Source organism: Terrilactibacillus laevilacticus (assembly GCF_006517395.1).
Taxonomy (GTDB): Bacteria; Bacillota; Bacilli; order Bacillales; family Sporolactobacillaceae; genus Terrilactibacillus; species Terrilactibacillus laevilacticus.
In genome coordinates, this window is the sequence record NZ_VDCY01000006.1 from 1 (window position 1) to 17,351 (window position 17,351).

The 17,351-nt window shown below is 36.6% G+C and carries 17 protein-coding genes, 2 pseudogenes and 1 riboswitch; of the genes and pseudogenes, 7 read left to right on the plus strand and 12 right to left on the minus strand.

The genetic code is table 11. From position 1 onward, the window contains the following. Positions 1-105 precede the first annotated feature (105 nt). Positions 106-291, plus strand: a pseudogene (locus FG390_RS08615) (EamA family transporter); the annotation flags it as partial. 158 nt (positions 292-449) lie between these two features. Then, entirely contained in the window at positions 450-1,307 is an 858-nt protein-coding gene (locus FG390_RS08620; RefSeq protein ID WP_141190651.1) for an SAM hydrolase/SAM-dependent halogenase family protein, read from the plus strand. A gap of 400 nt (positions 1,308-1,707) precedes the next feature. Here the strand turns inward: FG390_RS08620 and FG390_RS08625 are convergent. After that, a pseudogene (locus FG390_RS08625) lies at positions 1,708-2,276 on the minus strand (nucleotidyltransferase family protein). 71 nt (positions 2,277-2,347) lie between these two features. After that, a complete protein-coding gene (locus FG390_RS08630) occupies positions 2,348-3,094 on the minus strand; it encodes a class I SAM-dependent methyltransferase (protein ID WP_141190652.1) in 747 nt (248 codons plus the stop codon). Between the two features lie 219 nt (positions 3,095-3,313). Beyond that, a riboswitch (TPP riboswitch) is annotated at positions 3,314-3,416 on the plus strand. A 423-nt stretch (positions 3,417-3,839) separates the two neighbouring features. Here FG390_RS08630 and tenA point away from each other — a divergent pair. From tenA to FG390_RS08655, 5 genes are all read left to right on the plus strand, one after another. After that, positions 3,840-4,535: a thiaminase II gene (gene tenA / locus FG390_RS08635; protein ID WP_141190653.1), complete on the plus strand. Its 696-nt coding sequence runs from the start codon at positions 3,840-3,842 to the stop codon at positions 4,533-4,535. A gap of 283 nt (positions 4,536-4,818) precedes the next feature. After that, on the plus strand, positions 4,819-6,111 hold the full coding sequence (locus FG390_RS08640) for an acetylornithine deacetylase (protein ID WP_141190654.1): 1,293 nt from the start codon (positions 4,819-4,821) through the stop codon (positions 6,109-6,111). Next, the gene (locus FG390_RS08645; RefSeq protein WP_141190655.1) at positions 6,099-6,839 is read left to right on the plus strand and encodes an ABC transporter ATP-binding protein; all 741 of its coding nucleotides are present in this window, start codon (positions 6,099-6,101) and stop codon (positions 6,837-6,839) included. Before FG390_RS08640 ends, FG390_RS08645 begins: the two co-directional genes overlap by 13 nt. After that, positions 6,826-7,590: an ABC transporter permease gene (locus FG390_RS08650; RefSeq protein ID WP_141190656.1), complete on the plus strand. Its 765-nt coding sequence runs from the start codon at positions 6,826-6,828 to the stop codon at positions 7,588-7,590. The genes FG390_RS08645 and FG390_RS08650 overlap by 14 nt, the downstream gene beginning before the upstream one ends. A gap of 13 nt (positions 7,591-7,603) precedes the next feature. Beyond that, complete coding sequence (locus FG390_RS08655; protein WP_141190657.1) at positions 7,604-8,596, plus strand: ABC transporter substrate-binding protein; 993 nt, start codon at positions 7,604-7,606, stop codon at positions 8,594-8,596. Positions 8,597-8,670: 74 nt separating this feature from the next. Here the strand turns inward: FG390_RS08655 and FG390_RS08660 are convergent, their stop codons facing one another. From FG390_RS08660 to FG390_RS08705, 10 genes are all read right to left on the minus strand, one after another. Next, positions 8,671-9,039, minus strand: a complete 369-nt coding sequence (locus tag FG390_RS08660) for an IDEAL domain-containing protein (RefSeq protein ID WP_141190658.1) — start codon at positions 9,037-9,039, stop codon at positions 8,671-8,673. 85 nt (positions 9,040-9,124) lie between these two features. Then, a complete protein-coding gene (locus tag FG390_RS08665) occupies positions 9,125-9,550 on the minus strand; it encodes an Rrf2 family transcriptional regulator (protein WP_141190659.1) in 426 nt (141 codons plus the stop codon). 222 nt (positions 9,551-9,772) lie between these two features. Further along, positions 9,773-10,312: a phosphatase PAP2 family protein gene (locus FG390_RS08670; protein ID WP_141190660.1), complete on the minus strand. Its 540-nt coding sequence runs from the start codon at positions 10,310-10,312 to the stop codon at positions 9,773-9,775. A 163-nt stretch (positions 10,313-10,475) separates the two neighbouring features. Further along, positions 10,476-11,336, minus strand: a complete 861-nt coding sequence (locus FG390_RS08675; RefSeq protein WP_141190661.1) for a Cof-type HAD-IIB family hydrolase — start codon at positions 11,334-11,336, stop codon at positions 10,476-10,478. Between the two features lie 126 nt (positions 11,337-11,462). Further along, the gene (gene rpiB / locus FG390_RS08680; RefSeq protein WP_141190662.1) at positions 11,463-11,933 is read right to left on the minus strand and encodes a ribose 5-phosphate isomerase B; all 471 of its coding nucleotides are present in this window, start codon (positions 11,931-11,933) and stop codon (positions 11,463-11,465) included. Positions 11,934-12,229: 296 nt separating this feature from the next. After that, complete coding sequence (murQ, locus tag FG390_RS08685; protein ID WP_141190663.1) at positions 12,230-13,114, minus strand: N-acetylmuramic acid 6-phosphate etherase; 885 nt, start codon at positions 13,112-13,114, stop codon at positions 12,230-12,232. 156 nt (positions 13,115-13,270) lie between these two features. Then, positions 13,271-14,422 carry an exo-beta-N-acetylmuramidase NamZ family protein gene (locus tag FG390_RS08690; RefSeq protein WP_141190664.1) on the minus strand — a complete coding sequence of 384 codons (1,152 nt, stop codon included), beginning with the start codon at positions 14,420-14,422 and terminating at the stop codon, positions 13,271-13,273. A gap of 40 nt (positions 14,423-14,462) precedes the next feature. Further along, on the minus strand, positions 14,463-15,407 hold the full coding sequence (locus tag FG390_RS08695) for an N-acetylglucosamine kinase (protein WP_141190665.1): 945 nt from the start codon (positions 15,405-15,407) through the stop codon (positions 14,463-14,465). A 73-nt stretch (positions 15,408-15,480) separates the two neighbouring features. Then, complete coding sequence (locus FG390_RS08700; protein ID WP_141190666.1) at positions 15,481-16,314, minus strand: carbohydrate ABC transporter permease; 834 nt, start codon at positions 16,312-16,314, stop codon at positions 15,481-15,483. 22 nt (positions 16,315-16,336) lie between these two features. Next, positions 16,337-17,311 (minus strand): carbohydrate ABC transporter permease, encoded by a 975-nt coding sequence (locus FG390_RS08705; protein ID WP_141190667.1) that lies wholly within the window; start codon positions 17,309-17,311, stop codon positions 16,337-16,339. Between the last annotated feature and the right edge of the window lie 40 nt (positions 17,312-17,351).

Genomic DNA, 17,351 nt, shown 5'->3' on the forward strand with positions numbered 1-17,351 from the left:
GCTTTTGGCGGTCTCAACACGAATCCAACTGGTCTAATGATCACATTGGGTTCGGGTCAAAGAATCTCATGACTTTAGTCGTGAGAGGTTCAATGCTATTTAGAAAGTCTTAAATACATAAGCAGTTCGGAAGCGAGTTTCCTTGGATGCGTGGAACCCTTATCAGCAGCTTTCTTATCGGCTATTTGGCTTCACGTAACATTTAGCATGATTGAGTGGATTGGAACGTTATGCATATTAAGTACCATTGTCATTTTATCTTTAATAAAAGAGAAAGGTAACATAACGTAATCAACTCTATTTTTAAAGGATGAGGGTTTCACTTTTCTTTTTTTGGTTAAATTGTAATTTAGATGCTTAATATGAGCCCTTATGTTTATTGGCATGAAATGAAGTTTATTTTTTAAAAGAAGCTGAGCCCAGCATGACTTGTTTGGAGGATATAGAGAATGGAAAATTGTTTACTACTGCAAACAGATTTCGGTTTAAGCGATGGTGCTGTGAGTGCCATGTACGGTGTTTCAAACCGAGTCAGTCCGACACTTCATATTTATGATTTGACCCACGACATTCCGCCATATAATATATGGGAGGCTTCTTATCGTTTATTACAAACAGTGAATTATTGGCGAGAGGGTACTGTGTTTGTGTCTGTTGTTGATCCTGGAGTTGGTTCCGAGCGTAAAAGTGTTGCCGTTAAACTTAAAAGTGGTCAATATATCATAACACCTGACAACGGGACGCTCACCCACGTAAAAAAATATATTGGTATCGCGGAGGCTAGGCAAATTAATGAAAATAAAGACAGATTACCTAACTCTTATCAATCTCATACCTTTCATGGCCGGGATGTCTATGCATATAACGGAGCAAGACTTGCAGCTAATCAAGTGACATTTGAAGAATTAGGCTCAAAAATATCCGGCTCCGAACTCATTGAATTACCAACAAAAAGAGCTAAAAGAACAGGTCTATCCATAGAAGGAACCATTGATGTTCTTGATATTCGTTTTGGCAGCTTATGGACGAATATTCATCATGAATTATTTGCTGAACTTGATGTTCCATATGGTGATCAAGTTGAAATTGCCATAAAAAATAAAGAGAGAGAAGTCTATAAAAATACGATGAAGTTTGCCAAATCATTCGCTGATGCACGGGTAGGCGAGCCCCTCTTATATATCAATTCACTTCTAAATCTTGCTGTAGCGATAAACCAAGACTCATTTTCCAAGGTGTATAACATTGGGACTGGAATTGATTGGAGCATATCGTGTCGAAAAGCGCCAAGAATTGTTTATGAGTGATTTTGATAATATTTGTTCATGATTTTATCTATTTAAGTGTGTGTGTGTTCAAAAAGGTGACAAACGAAAAGAGTTACGGCTAAGTACTCTGGCATCCTGCAAGAAACGCCAGTTACTTGCCCGTCCTGGGCGTCGGAAGGCTAAGAGCGGAGCAGTTCCCGAGGAACCGGCATTCCTCGCGTTGTGGTAGCTTCAGGCGCCCGCCACAAGACATGAGCGATTTTAGCCAGCGATCCTCTTGTATCCGCTACATGAGGACCGGAAAAACAAGCGGGCATCGAGATTCGTAGCTTATCATTTGGTGACTTTTTGAACAACCTCTTTAAGTAAAACCTCCATCATTGGAGGTTTCTTTTATTACTAAAAAGAGATTCGATTTGCAGCCCTAACTTAAACCTTTTCATACACATACATATTTAACTCTATTCCATGTCGCTATCCAATCTTTCTGCTTCATACGTATATTGAAAATAGCCCTCTTTTCTTCAGTTTCAATAAAAAAGCTTGTCGGTTTAACCCTCATATTGATGACATCCTCTAACCCGCATGGATATGTAAGAAGAAGACGATCATTTTGATCTAGTTTCATCCCTAGAGCCGTTGCTGTTTCAGGAAATTTCGATATGGCATCTACCGACGAAGTATATGGCGAAATACCATTGACACGATGCATTCTTGCTTCATTTTTCACAGACCAAGGAACATGTGGAATGATATTATTTAGCTCTTTTTCTAACTCCTTTTCCATTGATTCTTCAATACATGACTCATAAAGTAAATGACATCGATATCTGGTAAAGGAGTTCTTTGACTAAAATTGTGAAGACAATCCCAAATCTTAGATCGAACAAAGCCAGCACATATCCACCAATCTGGTAAATGCAGACTTTTGGCCGCCCTTAAAATAGTCATCATCCAAACATCTTCTTCTATGATTTTTATGACATCTGCCTCACTAGATAACATCAAAATGCCCCACTCCGATCGAATGTATATTCCCATTATAACAAAAGAAGGATAAAGTTCATATAATATTCCAACTATTTCACACATTTAATAATAAAAGTTGGAGGAACACGTCGTGCTCGATGGGACGAATACCAATGTTCTGGATCATCCTCCCCTTCATCGACTGGGGCTTTGTATTCTTCGATTATTTTTTTAATGCAAAAGCCCACATTGATTAATTCATTTATATAGGTACTGAGCTTTCGATCATGCATAACAATGGGAACACCATGCCAAGCTTTCGTTGACCTTCCCTCTGATATATAAGATTGCCTGGCTACAAAGTGACCTTCTTCATAACTTAATCGACTATATAGAGGATGCTCCCAACTAAAAATAAAGCTACCACCTGGTTTGAGGTAGTCATAAATATTCTTTAGTGTTTTTGGTAAATCGGTCGTCCATCCTAATGCAAAAATTGAAAAAACAATATCGAAATGGCTATGAGGTATTCCAGGATCATTTTCCATTGGACTAACAAACAGATAAGATTCTATATGTTTTTCTGTATGTAATTTTTGAGCCGTTTCAATTTGAATTGTAGACAAATCAAGTCCCCAAAGTTCATTTGCTCCTTTTTTAGCAAAATAGACAAGTGAGTGGCCACTGCCACAACCGATTTCTAATATGTTTTTATTGGAAACGTCATTAAAAAGAGTTAACTCATCTTCTGTGGGCGCAAATGGACCATAAATGGGCAGGGATGTTGCCGAAAAAAAATCCTCGTAAACCTTGTCCCATCCATCCTTATTGATTTTAAGTATTTCAGTATTTTTCAAAAGAATAGGATACCTCCTTTTTCTTCGTTAAAGTATGAAAATAAACTTATAAGATTACCATTTGGATCCTGCACCTCTAGCATATCATGGGAGGCATTCATGCAAGAACTAAAACCTATTGTGAATATTTCGACATATATTATTTATAGACTGATACCTCTTTTAAGCATTCACTTTTTAAAAATCTATGTTATACTAAACTCACAATTTCATACGTTATTGATCCACTAGGGGGGCTTTAAAGCTGAGATTGGTGATTCGACCAAGACCCTTTGAACCTGAACCAGATTATACTGGCGTAGGAAAGTGGCACGTTCTGCATTCAGGTACAATGAATGATCGTTTCATCACTTGTCCATGCATTCGTTCAACCACTTTCTGTTTAAGAAAGTGGTTTTTTTGGTTCTTGGCCTATATCTCGCTCCCCCTAAATGACATGAATTCTTATAGAGGTTGTTCAAAAAGTCAACAAATGATAAGCGGCGAATCCCGGCGTTGGCTCATTTTTCCGGTCCTCATGTAGTGATACAAGAGGATCTTCAACTAAAATCGCTCACGTCCTGTGAGCAACGTTGAAGCTACCACATCATGTGGAATGCCGGTCCTCAAAATAGCGCCGCCTTGATCTTCCGACGCCCAGGACGGGCTAGTACTGGCGTTCTGGCAGGATGCCAGCGTACTTAGCCAGTAACCCTTTTCATTTGTCACCTTTTTGAACACGCACTTATATGAAAGAAGGGAAACAATGACATTTTCAGATCAACTTAAGCAAAAAGCAGCGCCCATTTTACAAGAAATCTATCAACATCCTTTTGTCAAAGGCATCGAGGATGGGACATTGCCTAAAGAAGCCATTAAATTTTATGTACAGCAGGATTTCTTATACCTGAACGCCTTTGTAAAAATATACGCTCAAGCCATCACCAAATCAACAACTCGTGAGGACATGGATTTTTTTCAAGAACAAATCCACTTTACCTTACATAGCGAAACGATAGCTCACGAGAATTTATGTCAAGTCGCTAATCTCTCATTAGATCAATTAAAAGGTGGCACGCTTGCACCAACGACATTCGTGTATCAACAACATATGCTTGAACAAGGAAGAGATGGGACAATTTTAGATGTCCTAGCCGGATTAATTCCTTGTCCATGGACCTATTGGGAAATTGGCAAACACATCATGAACCGTGTTTCTTCATTGGAAGGACATCCTTTCAAAGATTGGATTGAATTCTATGGTAAGTATGGTAGTGAGGACATGACCTTTGCAGAAGAATTGTTCCGGAGATTAGACGAAAAGGCACAAGGAGCTACAAAAGACGAATTAAATCACGCTGAGAACGTCTTTCTAAAAAGCTGCGAACTGGAATGGCGATTCTGGGAGATGTCCTTCTATCAAGAAGATTGGAAGTTTAATAGTCTAATGAAAATTTATTAATAGTCCGTGTTCAAAAAGGTGACAAATGAAAAGGGTTACTGGCTAAGTACGCTGGCACCCTGCAAGAAACGCCAGTACTAGCCCGTCCTGGGCGTCGGAGGCTCAGTACCTTAGGACCGGCATTCCTCGCGTCGTGGTAGCTTCTGGCGCCAGCGTGAGCGATTTTAGCTAGAGATCCTCTTGTATCCGCTACATGAGGACCAGAAAAACAAGCGGACGACGAGATTCGTAGCTTATCATTTGGTGACTTTTTCGAAAAACCTCTAATATGGAGTGAACCTTGATGACAACAAATAAAAAAACAATTCATCACTGGGTAACTGAAAATAAGAAAAAATTATTGGATATTCTAAGTGATCTCGTTCAATTTGAGACCGTCAGCCCTCCTGCACGCAATACAGCTCGTATTCAACAGTATATCGAACAAGCCATACAAAAAGCTGGTTTTGATACAGACCATTTTGAACTCTACCCTGGGGATATCAATCTAACTGCGATCAAAAAAGGTGAAGAGAGCACTCGTTACCAAAGTCTTTTATTAAATGGCCACGTTGATGTGGCTGATGTAGGAGATACAAGTCTTTGGTCTGTTCCACCCTTCCAGTTAACCATCCAAGATGGAATGGCCTATGGTCGCGGTGTCTCTGATATGAAAGGATCTCTAGCTTGCGCACTTCTGGCCATATTATTTTTAAAAGAGCATGACATTCAGTTAAAAGGTGACTTAAGCATGCAATTTGCAACCGGCGAAGAAGCGGGTGAAGCAGGAACAAAAGCTTGTATTGAAAAAGGTAGCTCGGCTGATTTTGCGATCGTGATGGATACAAGTAACCTAAGAATGGAAGGGCAAGGCGGCGTTATAACCGGCTGGCTCACCATTCAAAGTGATCAAGTCTATCACGATGCCATGCGCAGGCGAATGATACATGCTGGCGGTGGTGTCAAAGGATTTAGTGCCGTTGAAAAAATGGCTAAAATGATCTCTGGATTGAGTGAATTGGAACGAGATTGGGCCATTCGAAAATCTTATCCCGGCTTTGAAGTCGGTACCAACACCATCAACCCCGCCGTCATCGAAGGCGGGCGCCACGCGGCGTTTGTTGCTGACGAGTGTCGGTTATGGTTAACCGTCCATTTCTATCCTGATGAAACCGCAGAAGGTGTTTCAAAAGAAATCGAAGACTATATTTATAAATTAGTCGATAGCGATGTTTCACTTTCAAGAGAAAATGTTTCTTTTCAATGGGGCGGTAAATCCATGATCGAAGAGCGTGGCGAAATTTTCCCTTCTCTTGAAATTCATGAAGACCACCCTGCTTTTGAAAAATTAAAGCAAGCTCATCAAGATGTTTTTACGACTCTTCCGGAAGTAGGTATGTCCACAAGCGTCACGGATGGCGGGTGGCTTGGAGAAGCAGGCATCGAGACGGTCATTTATGGACCAGGAAAAACATCCGAAGCTCATTCCATTGATGAAAAAGTAGAAATTGAAGATTTAACAGCCTATACGGAAGTGCTCATTTCCTTTATTTTAGACTGGTGTAACAGCGAGAAGGTGAACCGATGCTTGAATTAAAAGATGTGTCTTATACCTTCAAAGATGGTCAGAAAGTGAATCCTGTCTTACAAAACATCCATTTAACCATTCATCGTGGCGAGTTTGTCTCCTTAATTGGGAAAAGTGGGACAGGAAAAAGTACCATTTTAAAATTAATTGCTGGATTACTTCATGCTGACCAGGGAACTGTTCTCCATGATGATAAGCCAATTAAATTAGGCGACGTAGGTTACATGCCGCAACATGACTTACTTTTTTCTTGGCGCACCATATTAGATAACATTCTTTTACCGACTGAAATAAAAAAACAAAAAAAGATAAAAAAACAAGAGGCCCTTCAGTGGCTTCAGAAAGTAGGCTTAGTTGGTTACGAAAAAGCTTATCCAAAAGAACTCTCCGGCGGAATGCGGCAGCGTGTGGCATTTTTACGCACGCTATTAACTGGAAAAAATGTATTGCTGCTTGATGAACCGTTCGGCGCCCTTGATGCCTTAACAAAAAAAGAGATGCAGGCATGGCTTTTATCAATATGGCAAGAAACCAAACAAACGGTTATTTTTATTACACATGACCTAGAAGAAGCTCTATATCTCAGTGATCGTGTCATGTTGCTTCACCCAAACGATGATCTGGAGGAATACACGATCCCATTCGAACGACCACGCTCTCGTGATTTACTTTACCAACAAGACTTCACGAGCATTCGAAAAAAATTGGAGGATCATTTGCGTCATGATGAAAATTAAATCCTTCATTCGTTCATACGGCTTATTTATTATTTGCGCAGTGATTTTTTTGATGGCTATGGAAGCCATCGTCAATGCCGGTTTTGTTCCATCGTATATTATCCCAGCACCAAGTCAGGTTTACAATGCCATCATTGAAAACCTCTCATCTCTAATTTTTGTGCACTTGAAAATGACCATGATGGAAGTTGGCATTGGGTTTATCCTATCCGTTGTGATTGGTGTTATTCTTGCCGTTGCCATGTTTTTTTCTAGGACGATAGAGAAGATCATTTACCCAATCGTATTAATTTCTCAAACCATACCGACTATTGCTTTATCACCTATTTTTGTACTTTGGTTTGGTTATACCATTTGGAGCAAAGTAGCCGTAACATTCTTAATTGCCTTCTTCCCCATAGTTGTCGGGAGTTATGATGGGTTGCGTTCTGGAAACCCGGAATATATCGATTTACTACGATCAATGGGGGCAACAAAGTGGCAAATTTTCATAAAGTATCATGTTTCAAATGCTTTACCGGTATTTTTTTCAAGTTTAAAATTAGCCATTGTCTACGCTCTTATCGGCGCCACAATCGGTGAATGGCTCGGCGCTAGTGAAGGATTAGGTTATTACAGCAGGCGCATGAGTGGACAACTTAATGCTGCCGGCGTTTTCGCAGCCATCACGATCCTATCGATGACAGGTATTATTTTATTTATTGTCATGAGTTTAATAGAAAAGCGTCTATTACGAAATAGACGATCATAAATGGGGGATATTGATGAAAAGAATTTTAATATTTATGATAAGTGTATTATTAATAGGTATGATAGCAGGCTGCTCTAATGAAAAAAAAGCTGACGGAAATAAACAACAAGATGTAACCATTATGCTTGATTGGTATCCTAATGCGGTTCACTCTGCCCTCTATGTCGCCAAAGAAAAAGGCTATTTTAAGGATGAAGGAATTAATTTAAAAATTGAGATGCCAGCAGATACAAATGACCCATTAAAAATGGCAGCCGTCGGTAAAATTGATTTAGCGATCAGCTACCAAAAACAAGTGCTATTATCCCGCAGTGAAGATATTCCTGTTGTTTCGATTGGTTCCTACGTCCAGCATCCTTTAGATGCTTTAATCTACAATAAATCAAAAGGTATTACACGACCAAAAGATTTAGAAGGGAAAAAAGTCGGCTATGCCTCTTCACCAACAAGTGAACCGATCATTAAGACGATCGTTGAACATGACGGCGGTGATATGAGTAAAGTCAAGATGGTTGATGTCGGTTTTGACTTAATACCAGCTTTAGCTACAGGGAAAGTCGATGCATTAGAAGGTGCTTACATCAACCATGAATACCTACTGCTTCAAAAAGAAGGCGTCAACGTCGGTAAACTAAGTTTAGAAAAAAATGGTGTTCCAGATTCATCTGAATTAGTATTTGTTACAGGAGAAAAAACCTTAAAAACGGAAAAAGACACATTATTAAAATTCATGAAAGCCTTAACTAAAGGGCAAGATGACGTAAAAAAAGATCCTAAATCGGCTCTAAACGTCTTACTTGAACATGAAAACAAAAACTTTAAGTTAGATAAAAAAGTAGAAACCGAAAGTTTAAATATTTTACTTCCGCTAATGGGAGATAAAACAACGCCATTTGGACAACAAAATCCAAATCAATGGAAAAACGCGGCTGATTGGATGTACAAAACCAAGATCACCCCTAAGAAAGTCAATTATAAAGATGCCTTTGTTAATTTAAATCAATAAGAAAAAATGACCTGTTTTCCTTATAAAGGGGAAACGGGTCATTTTAATTTCCTTAAAAACCACCTCATCATATATTACCTTCTAATGGAGTTTATGGATCTAATTCCAATGGGATTTGATGATTTACCTTTGGCCTTTTTTAATTCACCTTCCAATTTCTTGGTTAGTTCCATAAACCAGTCCTTATCCCTCGTTGTTAAGGCCAAATCAATTAAACTCCGAATTTCAGATTCATTAAAATTTGACATTGCCAAATTTTTAACGACCCCTTTAAGAAGGGTAATAGTTTGACCAACCATAACCTTGTGATCACTTTGAAGGACTTGAACATCGACCGTTCCTGCTGTATCGTTTATTTTCGTTATATATCCATGTAAAAAAGCACCTTTTTTTGTAGTTGCTTTAACCCAATTTCCTACATCTAGTTGTAAACTTTGTTCCATTTCCTTTACCCCCAGATTCCTATTATTTTAGTCACTGTCCATTTAACTGTAATCAAAGTTATTACATTTGAAGTATAAGTAAAAATTAGAAAACTTGTTTTACTTTTATCTTATGCAATATCGATTCTATGGTGATGTGATCTAAATAGGCGATGAAATGATTTTCAGCCTCATTAAAGATGTGATTCATAACGTCTTGAATATGTGTCGATACTAGACATGTTTCAGATGCCTCGTTTGAACACCAGTGTAGTTTCAATGCATTACACGAAATCGAACGGTAAATGTTACCTAGTGTGACGGCCCCGGGTTCACATTCAAATATATATCCCCCACCAATGCCTTCTTTTGTTTTTACATACCCTTCATTGCGTAAACAACTCATGATTTTTCGAACTCTAGCAGGATGTGTAAAAACTTGATTAGCAATTTCCTCGCTACTTGCCATTCGATCGGGTAAACTCGCTAAAAAAACTAAACTGTGCACAGCAATGGTAAAAGCACTATTCATGTCAAAATATCCTCCTCAAGATTACTGTAATAATAAAGGACACAGTTTAAGAAGTCAATTCATTTAACTTTATCCCGCCTTAACGGCGAGTATTGACCCCCCACCTCAAGATTATTCAAAGAAGATAGGTGGGGATCAACTGCCCGTAAAGGTCCGATTGGTTCAGGCTTTCCATCAGTGGGGGATGAAGCCCCCCCACTAATGGAAGTTTCACTTTATCTTCTAAAAGAAATACGGAACAAGATAATGATAAGAGAGAAGACTTGTCAAAACACCAAAACCAATTCCAACCAGTACATCAGAAGGATAATGGAGACCTAAATAAATACGAGAAAGACCGACACTTAATCCAATTGGGATAAGGATAATACTAAGGATGGGATGAAATAAAATAAGTGGAGTGATAACAGAAAAAATAGCTGTTGTATGTCCTGATGGAAACGAATGATCTTTTAATGGATTGACGGGGTGCAATGTACCATCAATAATGAGATAAGGACGCTTTCTTGGATATATTTTTTTCAATAATTGCACAGGAATCTGATTTATAGCTAAAGAAAAGGCACTTGCAATGGATGCTTTATGAAGAGATTCTTTAGTGAATAAAAGAAGAATAAGAACAGCTGATATTGTAGCGACGGTCCCGCCAAGATGTGTGATCGATCTGAAATACCAATTGATTAATTTTTTTTCAAAATATCGATTTATACCCATGAAAATTCGTCGCTCGAGTTTGTGTAAAGCTATGAATGTTTTTGTCATTCTATACACCCCTATCTCGATCCATTTTCATTGTTGTTTTAAAATGTAAATCATGCATCAACGATAAAAACCACGAGTAAAGATTAAAGAGATAAACGACATCCTATTCTTGCGTTTTATGGTTATCCTATACCCAAATAGGATAGGGTATACATTCCCTATCCTATTTCAAAATCTCTCGGATGATATAGGCAACCCCATTTTCATTGTTATCTAAAGTCACCCTATCACTTGATATCTTGATTTCATCTCGAGCATTACCCATCGCAACACCCATCCCAGCTCGTTCAATCATAGACAGATCATTGAAACTATCACCGATAGCCATCGTCTGTTCAATAGGAATCTGCAATTCATTAGCGATTCTTTCGAGGGCTAATCCTTTTGATGCTTGATTATCTTCGATTTCAAAGTTATGATTTGCTGATACGACTAGAGAAAATTCTGGACGCCTGCTGAAACGCTCTTTACCTTCATTTAATTTTTCATGATCAAAAGAGAAGGCCAAAATATTATAAATTTCAATATCATCCTTGTTTATTATTTCTTTATAGGAAGGGATAAAAGCAAATCCCATTTGGCTATATTGTTTTTCTGTCGCTTTGATAAGATCTTTGGTATTCGTTTCTGGATGGCTACTCTTTAGTCGGTCGATTTCTATTTTTAACAATTCTCGACCATTATTCGGTGTATAAATCGCTTTATTCGTAAATATTTCATAATAAAAGTGCTGACCTTCAAGCCAATCTAATACGTCTATTATCGTATCTTTTTTCATTGGAACAGAATGTCTTTGTTTGCCATAAGGATCATGAATGGTTGCCCCGTTTGCCCCCACGATCCATACATTAGAAAGACCATCTCTCTCAATAATGGCTTGGACATCATAATGCGCTCTTCCTGTAGCTATAACTATTTGAATCCCTTTAGACTGTGCTTCTTTAATCGCAGTAAGATTTTCATCACTAATTTCATTTTTACTATTTAATAGTGTTCCATCAAGGTCGGTCGCAATCAATTTCATTGATAGGCCCCCTGTTTATTTTTTATTTTAGTCAATATCAAGTCGTACATAGAAAATACAAACTGATGGGTTACCGAGTTCCCTTCAATTTGTGTTTATCATTATAATGATATTCATCCAACAAGATTATATTTCAGACAATTTTTTTAGATGTTTCTCTGAAATATCATTGACCTTTTTCACACGTCTTTCATACTTTTCGATGCCGCTTAGAAAATCAGTTTTCATCCAGACATCCACAATTTCAAGAGCTATAGCTGAGCCAATAATTTTCCCGCCAATACAGAGAACATTACTGTCTGTATGTTCCCTGGCTAATCTAGCACAAAATGGATCCTGACAAACGACCGCTGTTAAGCCGTGAATTCGATTGGCAATAAGAGCACTACCATAGCCAACCCCATCGACGAAGATTCCACGATCTGCTTCACCTTTTGCAACGGCAAGTGATGCTGGATAAATATAATCCGGTAAATCACAAGCATCCGTACTATGTGTACCAAAATCCAAAACTTCATGTCCCTGCTCTTCAAGCACTGCCTTAATTTCTTCTTTTAATCCAAATCCTGCATGATCGTTTGCCATGGCAATTTTCATAATATGTACCTCCAACTATATTTATATATGTGTTTAGTTAAATGTGCTGAGCACTCTCTTAATTATATCCTAACACCAACATTTTGAATTTACTATATATGCATTTCCTAATTAAGTACCCTAACCAAATTTTAATTAAAGAAAACTTGCCGATTGCGGGGCTTATAAGGCGCAGACAGAGGCCTAGTTGTACTAAAACTTTATACCTTAAATTTTTCTTTCTTAAAGTGTAAAAAAGGATGCACTTTATACTTGTGCATCCACTTTCTCATCAACTAGTTTTTTTATGCCAGACATCATAATGTCTTTCGAATAAAACCACCTTCATTTTTTAATTTCTCCATAGCTATTTCATAAGTACAATTTAAAAGGATCATTACTATTGCGGCTTTTACATTTTGGTTAGAGGCCTTAAGATATGTTTCTGCAGTAGCTAAATTAACATTTGTAGCATCCATAATAATTTTTTTAGAACGCTCTACCAATTTTAAGTTTGTTGCTTGAACATCTACCATAAGATTTTTATAGACTTTGCCTACCAAAATCATTGAACAAGTTGAAATCATATTTAATACTAATTTCTGAGCAGTACCTGCTTTAAGTCGTGTCGACCCTGTTAAAATTTCAGCTCCGGTTTCTACTTCAATTGCCACAGTTGCATAATTGCTAATACTCGCACCTTTATTGCAACTTATACTTACGGTTTTTGCCCCTACTTTTTGGGCATATTTCAAGCCACCTATCACATAGGGCGTTCGGCCGCTTGCGGCAATACCAATGATAATATCATTATCAGAAATATGGATGTTCTTTAGATCTTCCATTCCTAATTCTTCACTATCTTCAGCGCCCTCAACAGCCTGTGTAAAAGCTGTTAAACCACCCGCAATCAAACCTTGAACCTGCTCTGGTGGTGTACTAAATGTTGGGACGCATTCAACCGCATCTAATATACCTAGTCTCCCACTTGTTCCAGCTCCAAAATAGATCAAACGACCTTTGTTTTTAAAGGATTCTACAACCAATTGAACAGCTTTTTCTATTGATACCATTTCCAGTTCGACCTGTCTAGCAACCTTCTTATCTTCATTATTCATAACTTTTAGAATTTCGAGAGCGGACATTTTGTCTAAATTCATAGTATTCATATTTCTCTCTTCTGTCGTTAACTTCTCTAGCACATTATCAACCCTCGTTAAATAGTATTTTCGGATTGTGAACAAGCCATATTCCTTGAGTGTTATCGGTAATTAAGTTGTTTTTATTAAGAACTCATAAACCTAAATCATTTCTATGGCATTTATCTTATTTTCTTCATTTAATATTCATTATTAGTCTTATTGATATAACAGATATGGTTTTGCTTTTTTATTAAATATTTCACAATCTCTTTTGCATTGATCTAGAAAATCATTAAATTGATTCAATAGAATCAAATGTTTTAATTGCCCTGTACCTGATAATAAGTTAAAAAAACATCGATCACTTTCTTTGTCTAAGAACGTAAATTCTTCTTCATACAACTGGGCGATAATTGATAATAGCCTTATACCCACCTCAAATGAATTAACATTTCTTTTATTGATAATATGAATTTGTATCCCATAACATAATTGACCTTTATATTTTTGATAATTAGGGATAAAAGTTGTAGGTCTTGCAATAACCCCTGATAAATTGAGTGAATTAAATATTTTAGCTACTTCATAACCATTTATAAATGGAGCACCAACTATTTCAAATGGACGAGTTGTTCCACGCCCTTCAGATAAATTTGTTCCTTCAATTAAGCACATTCCGGGATATAGAATACTCATGTCCTCTCCAGTAGAATTTGGAGATGGTTGTACCCAATGTAATCCAGTATCACTAAAAAACATTGAGCGATCCCAACCTTTCATTGGTATAATGGTTAACTCACAATTAAGATCATACACATATTTATATATGTTAGCTATTTCTCCAATGGTTAGCCCGTGACGATTCGGTAGTGGGTACAATCCAACAAAAGAACGATATGGTTCCTCAATAATATTACCTTCAAATGATGTACCATTGATTGGATTTGGTCTATCTAAAACAATGACCTCCTTTTTTTCTTCCATACAGGCTTCCATTAAGAGGGCAAGTGTTGAAATAAAAGTATAATACCTGGCACCTATATCTTGTAAATCAACAATAATACTGTCAACATTTTCTAGCATTCCCTTTGTAGGTTTTTTTGTATTTCCATAGAGACTGTAAACAGGACATTTCGTGTAGGGATCAATAGAAGAGTCAATTTTTGAACCTTCCTGAACATCACCCCTTATTCCATGTTCAGGTCCAAATAATGTTGTCAATTGAAAATCCTGATGTTGATACATTAGGTCAATTGTAGATTGCAAATTACTATTAACCCCGGTCATATTTGTCACCAAGCCAATACGTTTTCCTTTAAGAAGAGACATATAATCCGCTAATAGTACTTCTATTCCTAATTTAATCATCTTTACTTTCCTTTCACTTATCTATTACCATATAATTATCTTACATTAATCTTACTTTTATATTTTCAAAAAACTTTTTTGTAGATTTTTCTTCCCACTCAATAAAACATTTTGCTATTGAACCATAGACCGGAGCACATACAGGAAAGATAAGAGGATGCGGGATGCTCCGACATACAGTTTCGCGAATAATTAGAGACTTCCAGACTCCTCCTGTTAGAACAATACGAGTATCCTCACTTAATAAACGATTAATGCCACAGTTTATTAATAATATTAATGATTGAGCAGCATTAGATAAGATTTTATTTGCAAGTTCATCTCCATTTAAGGCGCATTTTTCCACATGAGGAACCAGTCCAGCGATTACATTCTTCGAAGTTCGGTAGATGATGGGTATTATATCGTTTATTTGCTCTACCTTAAAATACTCCTTTAACATACTTGTTAATTGTGTTTTCTGTTCTCGACCGTCATAGGACATCATTACACGCCTTATCGTTTCACGCCCTATATCATATCCACTTCCTTCATCACCAAATAAATAACCCCATCCACCAATTCTAAAGTGATCGCCATTTTTGCGAACTCCATAAGCAATGGAACCTGTACCTGCAATAACAACTAAACCTGGTTCCCCATCCGTTCCACTCCATAAAGCATTCATCGCATCATTACCAACAATTAAATGTTCAATAGGTACAGGGCACGATTTATTAATACAGTTAAATAATTTTTTAGTAAGCGATGGATGATCTGAACCTGATAATCCAGCAAAACAACCAGTAATTTTTATATTGGCATATTTAATGTCTATCAATTCTAAAAAAATGTTTTTAAAGTATCCAATCAGCTGTCCATGATCAATACTATTTGGGTTTGTTCCAGCACCAATTACTCTATTAATTAGCTGACCATCTGATGAAAATAGCACAGCATCAGTTTTTGTGCCTCCACCATCAATTCCTATATAATACCTTAGCATTTATTTCACCCGTTCTACGCATTGAATCGACTGTGTTCTAACTATAGATAGGCTATTGCCTTTATTTATGACTCTATTTAATTGCACCCGCAGTTAAACCATCAATAAATTGTTTAGACATAATTAAGAAGAGAACAATTACAGGAACAATTGAAATGGTTAAACCTGCAAATAAAAGACTCCAATCAGTCGTGTATTCACCAAAAAAAGAGGCAATCCCAACTGGGATAGTGTATTTGTCTTCGCTACTTAAAAATATATATGGGAAAAAGAAATCATTCCAAATAGACATAAAATTAAAAATTGCAACTGTGGATAATGCTGGTCTAACTAATGGAAGCATTATTTTATAATAAATCTGAAACACAGAAGCGCCTTCCATTCTTGCTGCTTCTATTAGTTCGTTTGGTATGTTTTTAAAAAAAGTATATAAAATAAAAATTGAGAAAGATAAACCGCTAGCAGTGTATACTAGGATAATCCCTGTATATGTATCTAATAAATTAAGATCTCGTAATAATAAATACAAGGGAACAATTGCAAGACGTAAAGGTAACATTAATCCGAGTAAAAAAGTAAAAAAGATAATAAAGTTACCCCTAAACTTAAAACGTGCTAAAATATATGCGGCCATAGATGATAAAACAAGCACCAAAATTACTGAAATGAATGTAATGAGAATACTATTCTTAAAATAGACACTAAAATTCGCTTCTTGCCAAGCTTGAATATAGTGTTGGAAAGAAAAACTACTTGGCAAACCATATGGTTTACTGAAAATTTCTTGATTAGATTTAAAAGAATTAAATATAACAATAAGTGTTGGGTATATAATAGTAAGGGCGTAAATGAAAAGGAGTAAGTGAATTAAAATCCATTTTATTTTAAATTTCCTTAACTGAGTCATTTATTTTTACTTCCCCTTTCTTTTAAAATTCGATATTTCTTTTTCTTTGGAACCAAATAGATAATATTGATATTGGAATAATAATAATAAGCGTTATTATTGCTAGAGATGCTCCTAAACCCATCCCGGAAGCTTCTGCGCCCATACCTCCAAATGCTGTCCGATAAAACAGTGTTCCTAATACATCTGTTGAATAATATGGCCCAGCCTGGGCTCCTTCAAGTAAGAACATTAATTCAAAGGTTCCAAAACTTCCAATAAAAGTTAATACTGAAATAGTAATTATCGGTGGGATTAATAAAGGGATTACTATTTTTGAAAAAATAGTCGGTATACCCGCACCATCTATAATAGCTGCTTCTATTAAACTTTTCGGAATTGTCATGATAGCTGCTAGAAACACTAGGATCGGAAATCCCATACTATGCCATAAACCAATAACAGCTATAATTGATAAAGCTGTATGTTCGCTTCCTAACCAAGGCAATGCATAATGACCTAATCCTATTGTTTTTAGAAAATTATTGACAACTCCCCACTGTGGATTAAGAAGGAGTCCCCATAAAAATGCAACGACAGCTAATGAGAATGTATGAGGCATGAAAAAAATAATCTTATAAATACCTGAACCCTTTATTTTCTGTGAAAGCAGAAAAGCTATAAACATTCCAAAGAATACACTTACTATGATATTGATTAAAAGAATAAAAATATTGTGTCCTAACGCCCTATAAAACATAGTCGAGTAAGGGTCTTCTGTAAGCCACTTTATATAATTATTTAAACCAACAAAGTGAGTCATTGGTCCTATACCAGACCAATCAAATAAACTTACATATATACTACTAAGAAATGGATAAAGTATAAAAACACCATAAATGATAACTGCTGGAAGGAGCATTAATAAAAAACTATATTTTTTAAGTGTCTTCACAATGGGGTACAGATTAGTTTCTATAGTGGATTCTTTTTCCTTAGCAGTTAAAGTTTTAGCCATGCTTACCACCCTTACTTTAATATTTTAATTCTTATTAGAA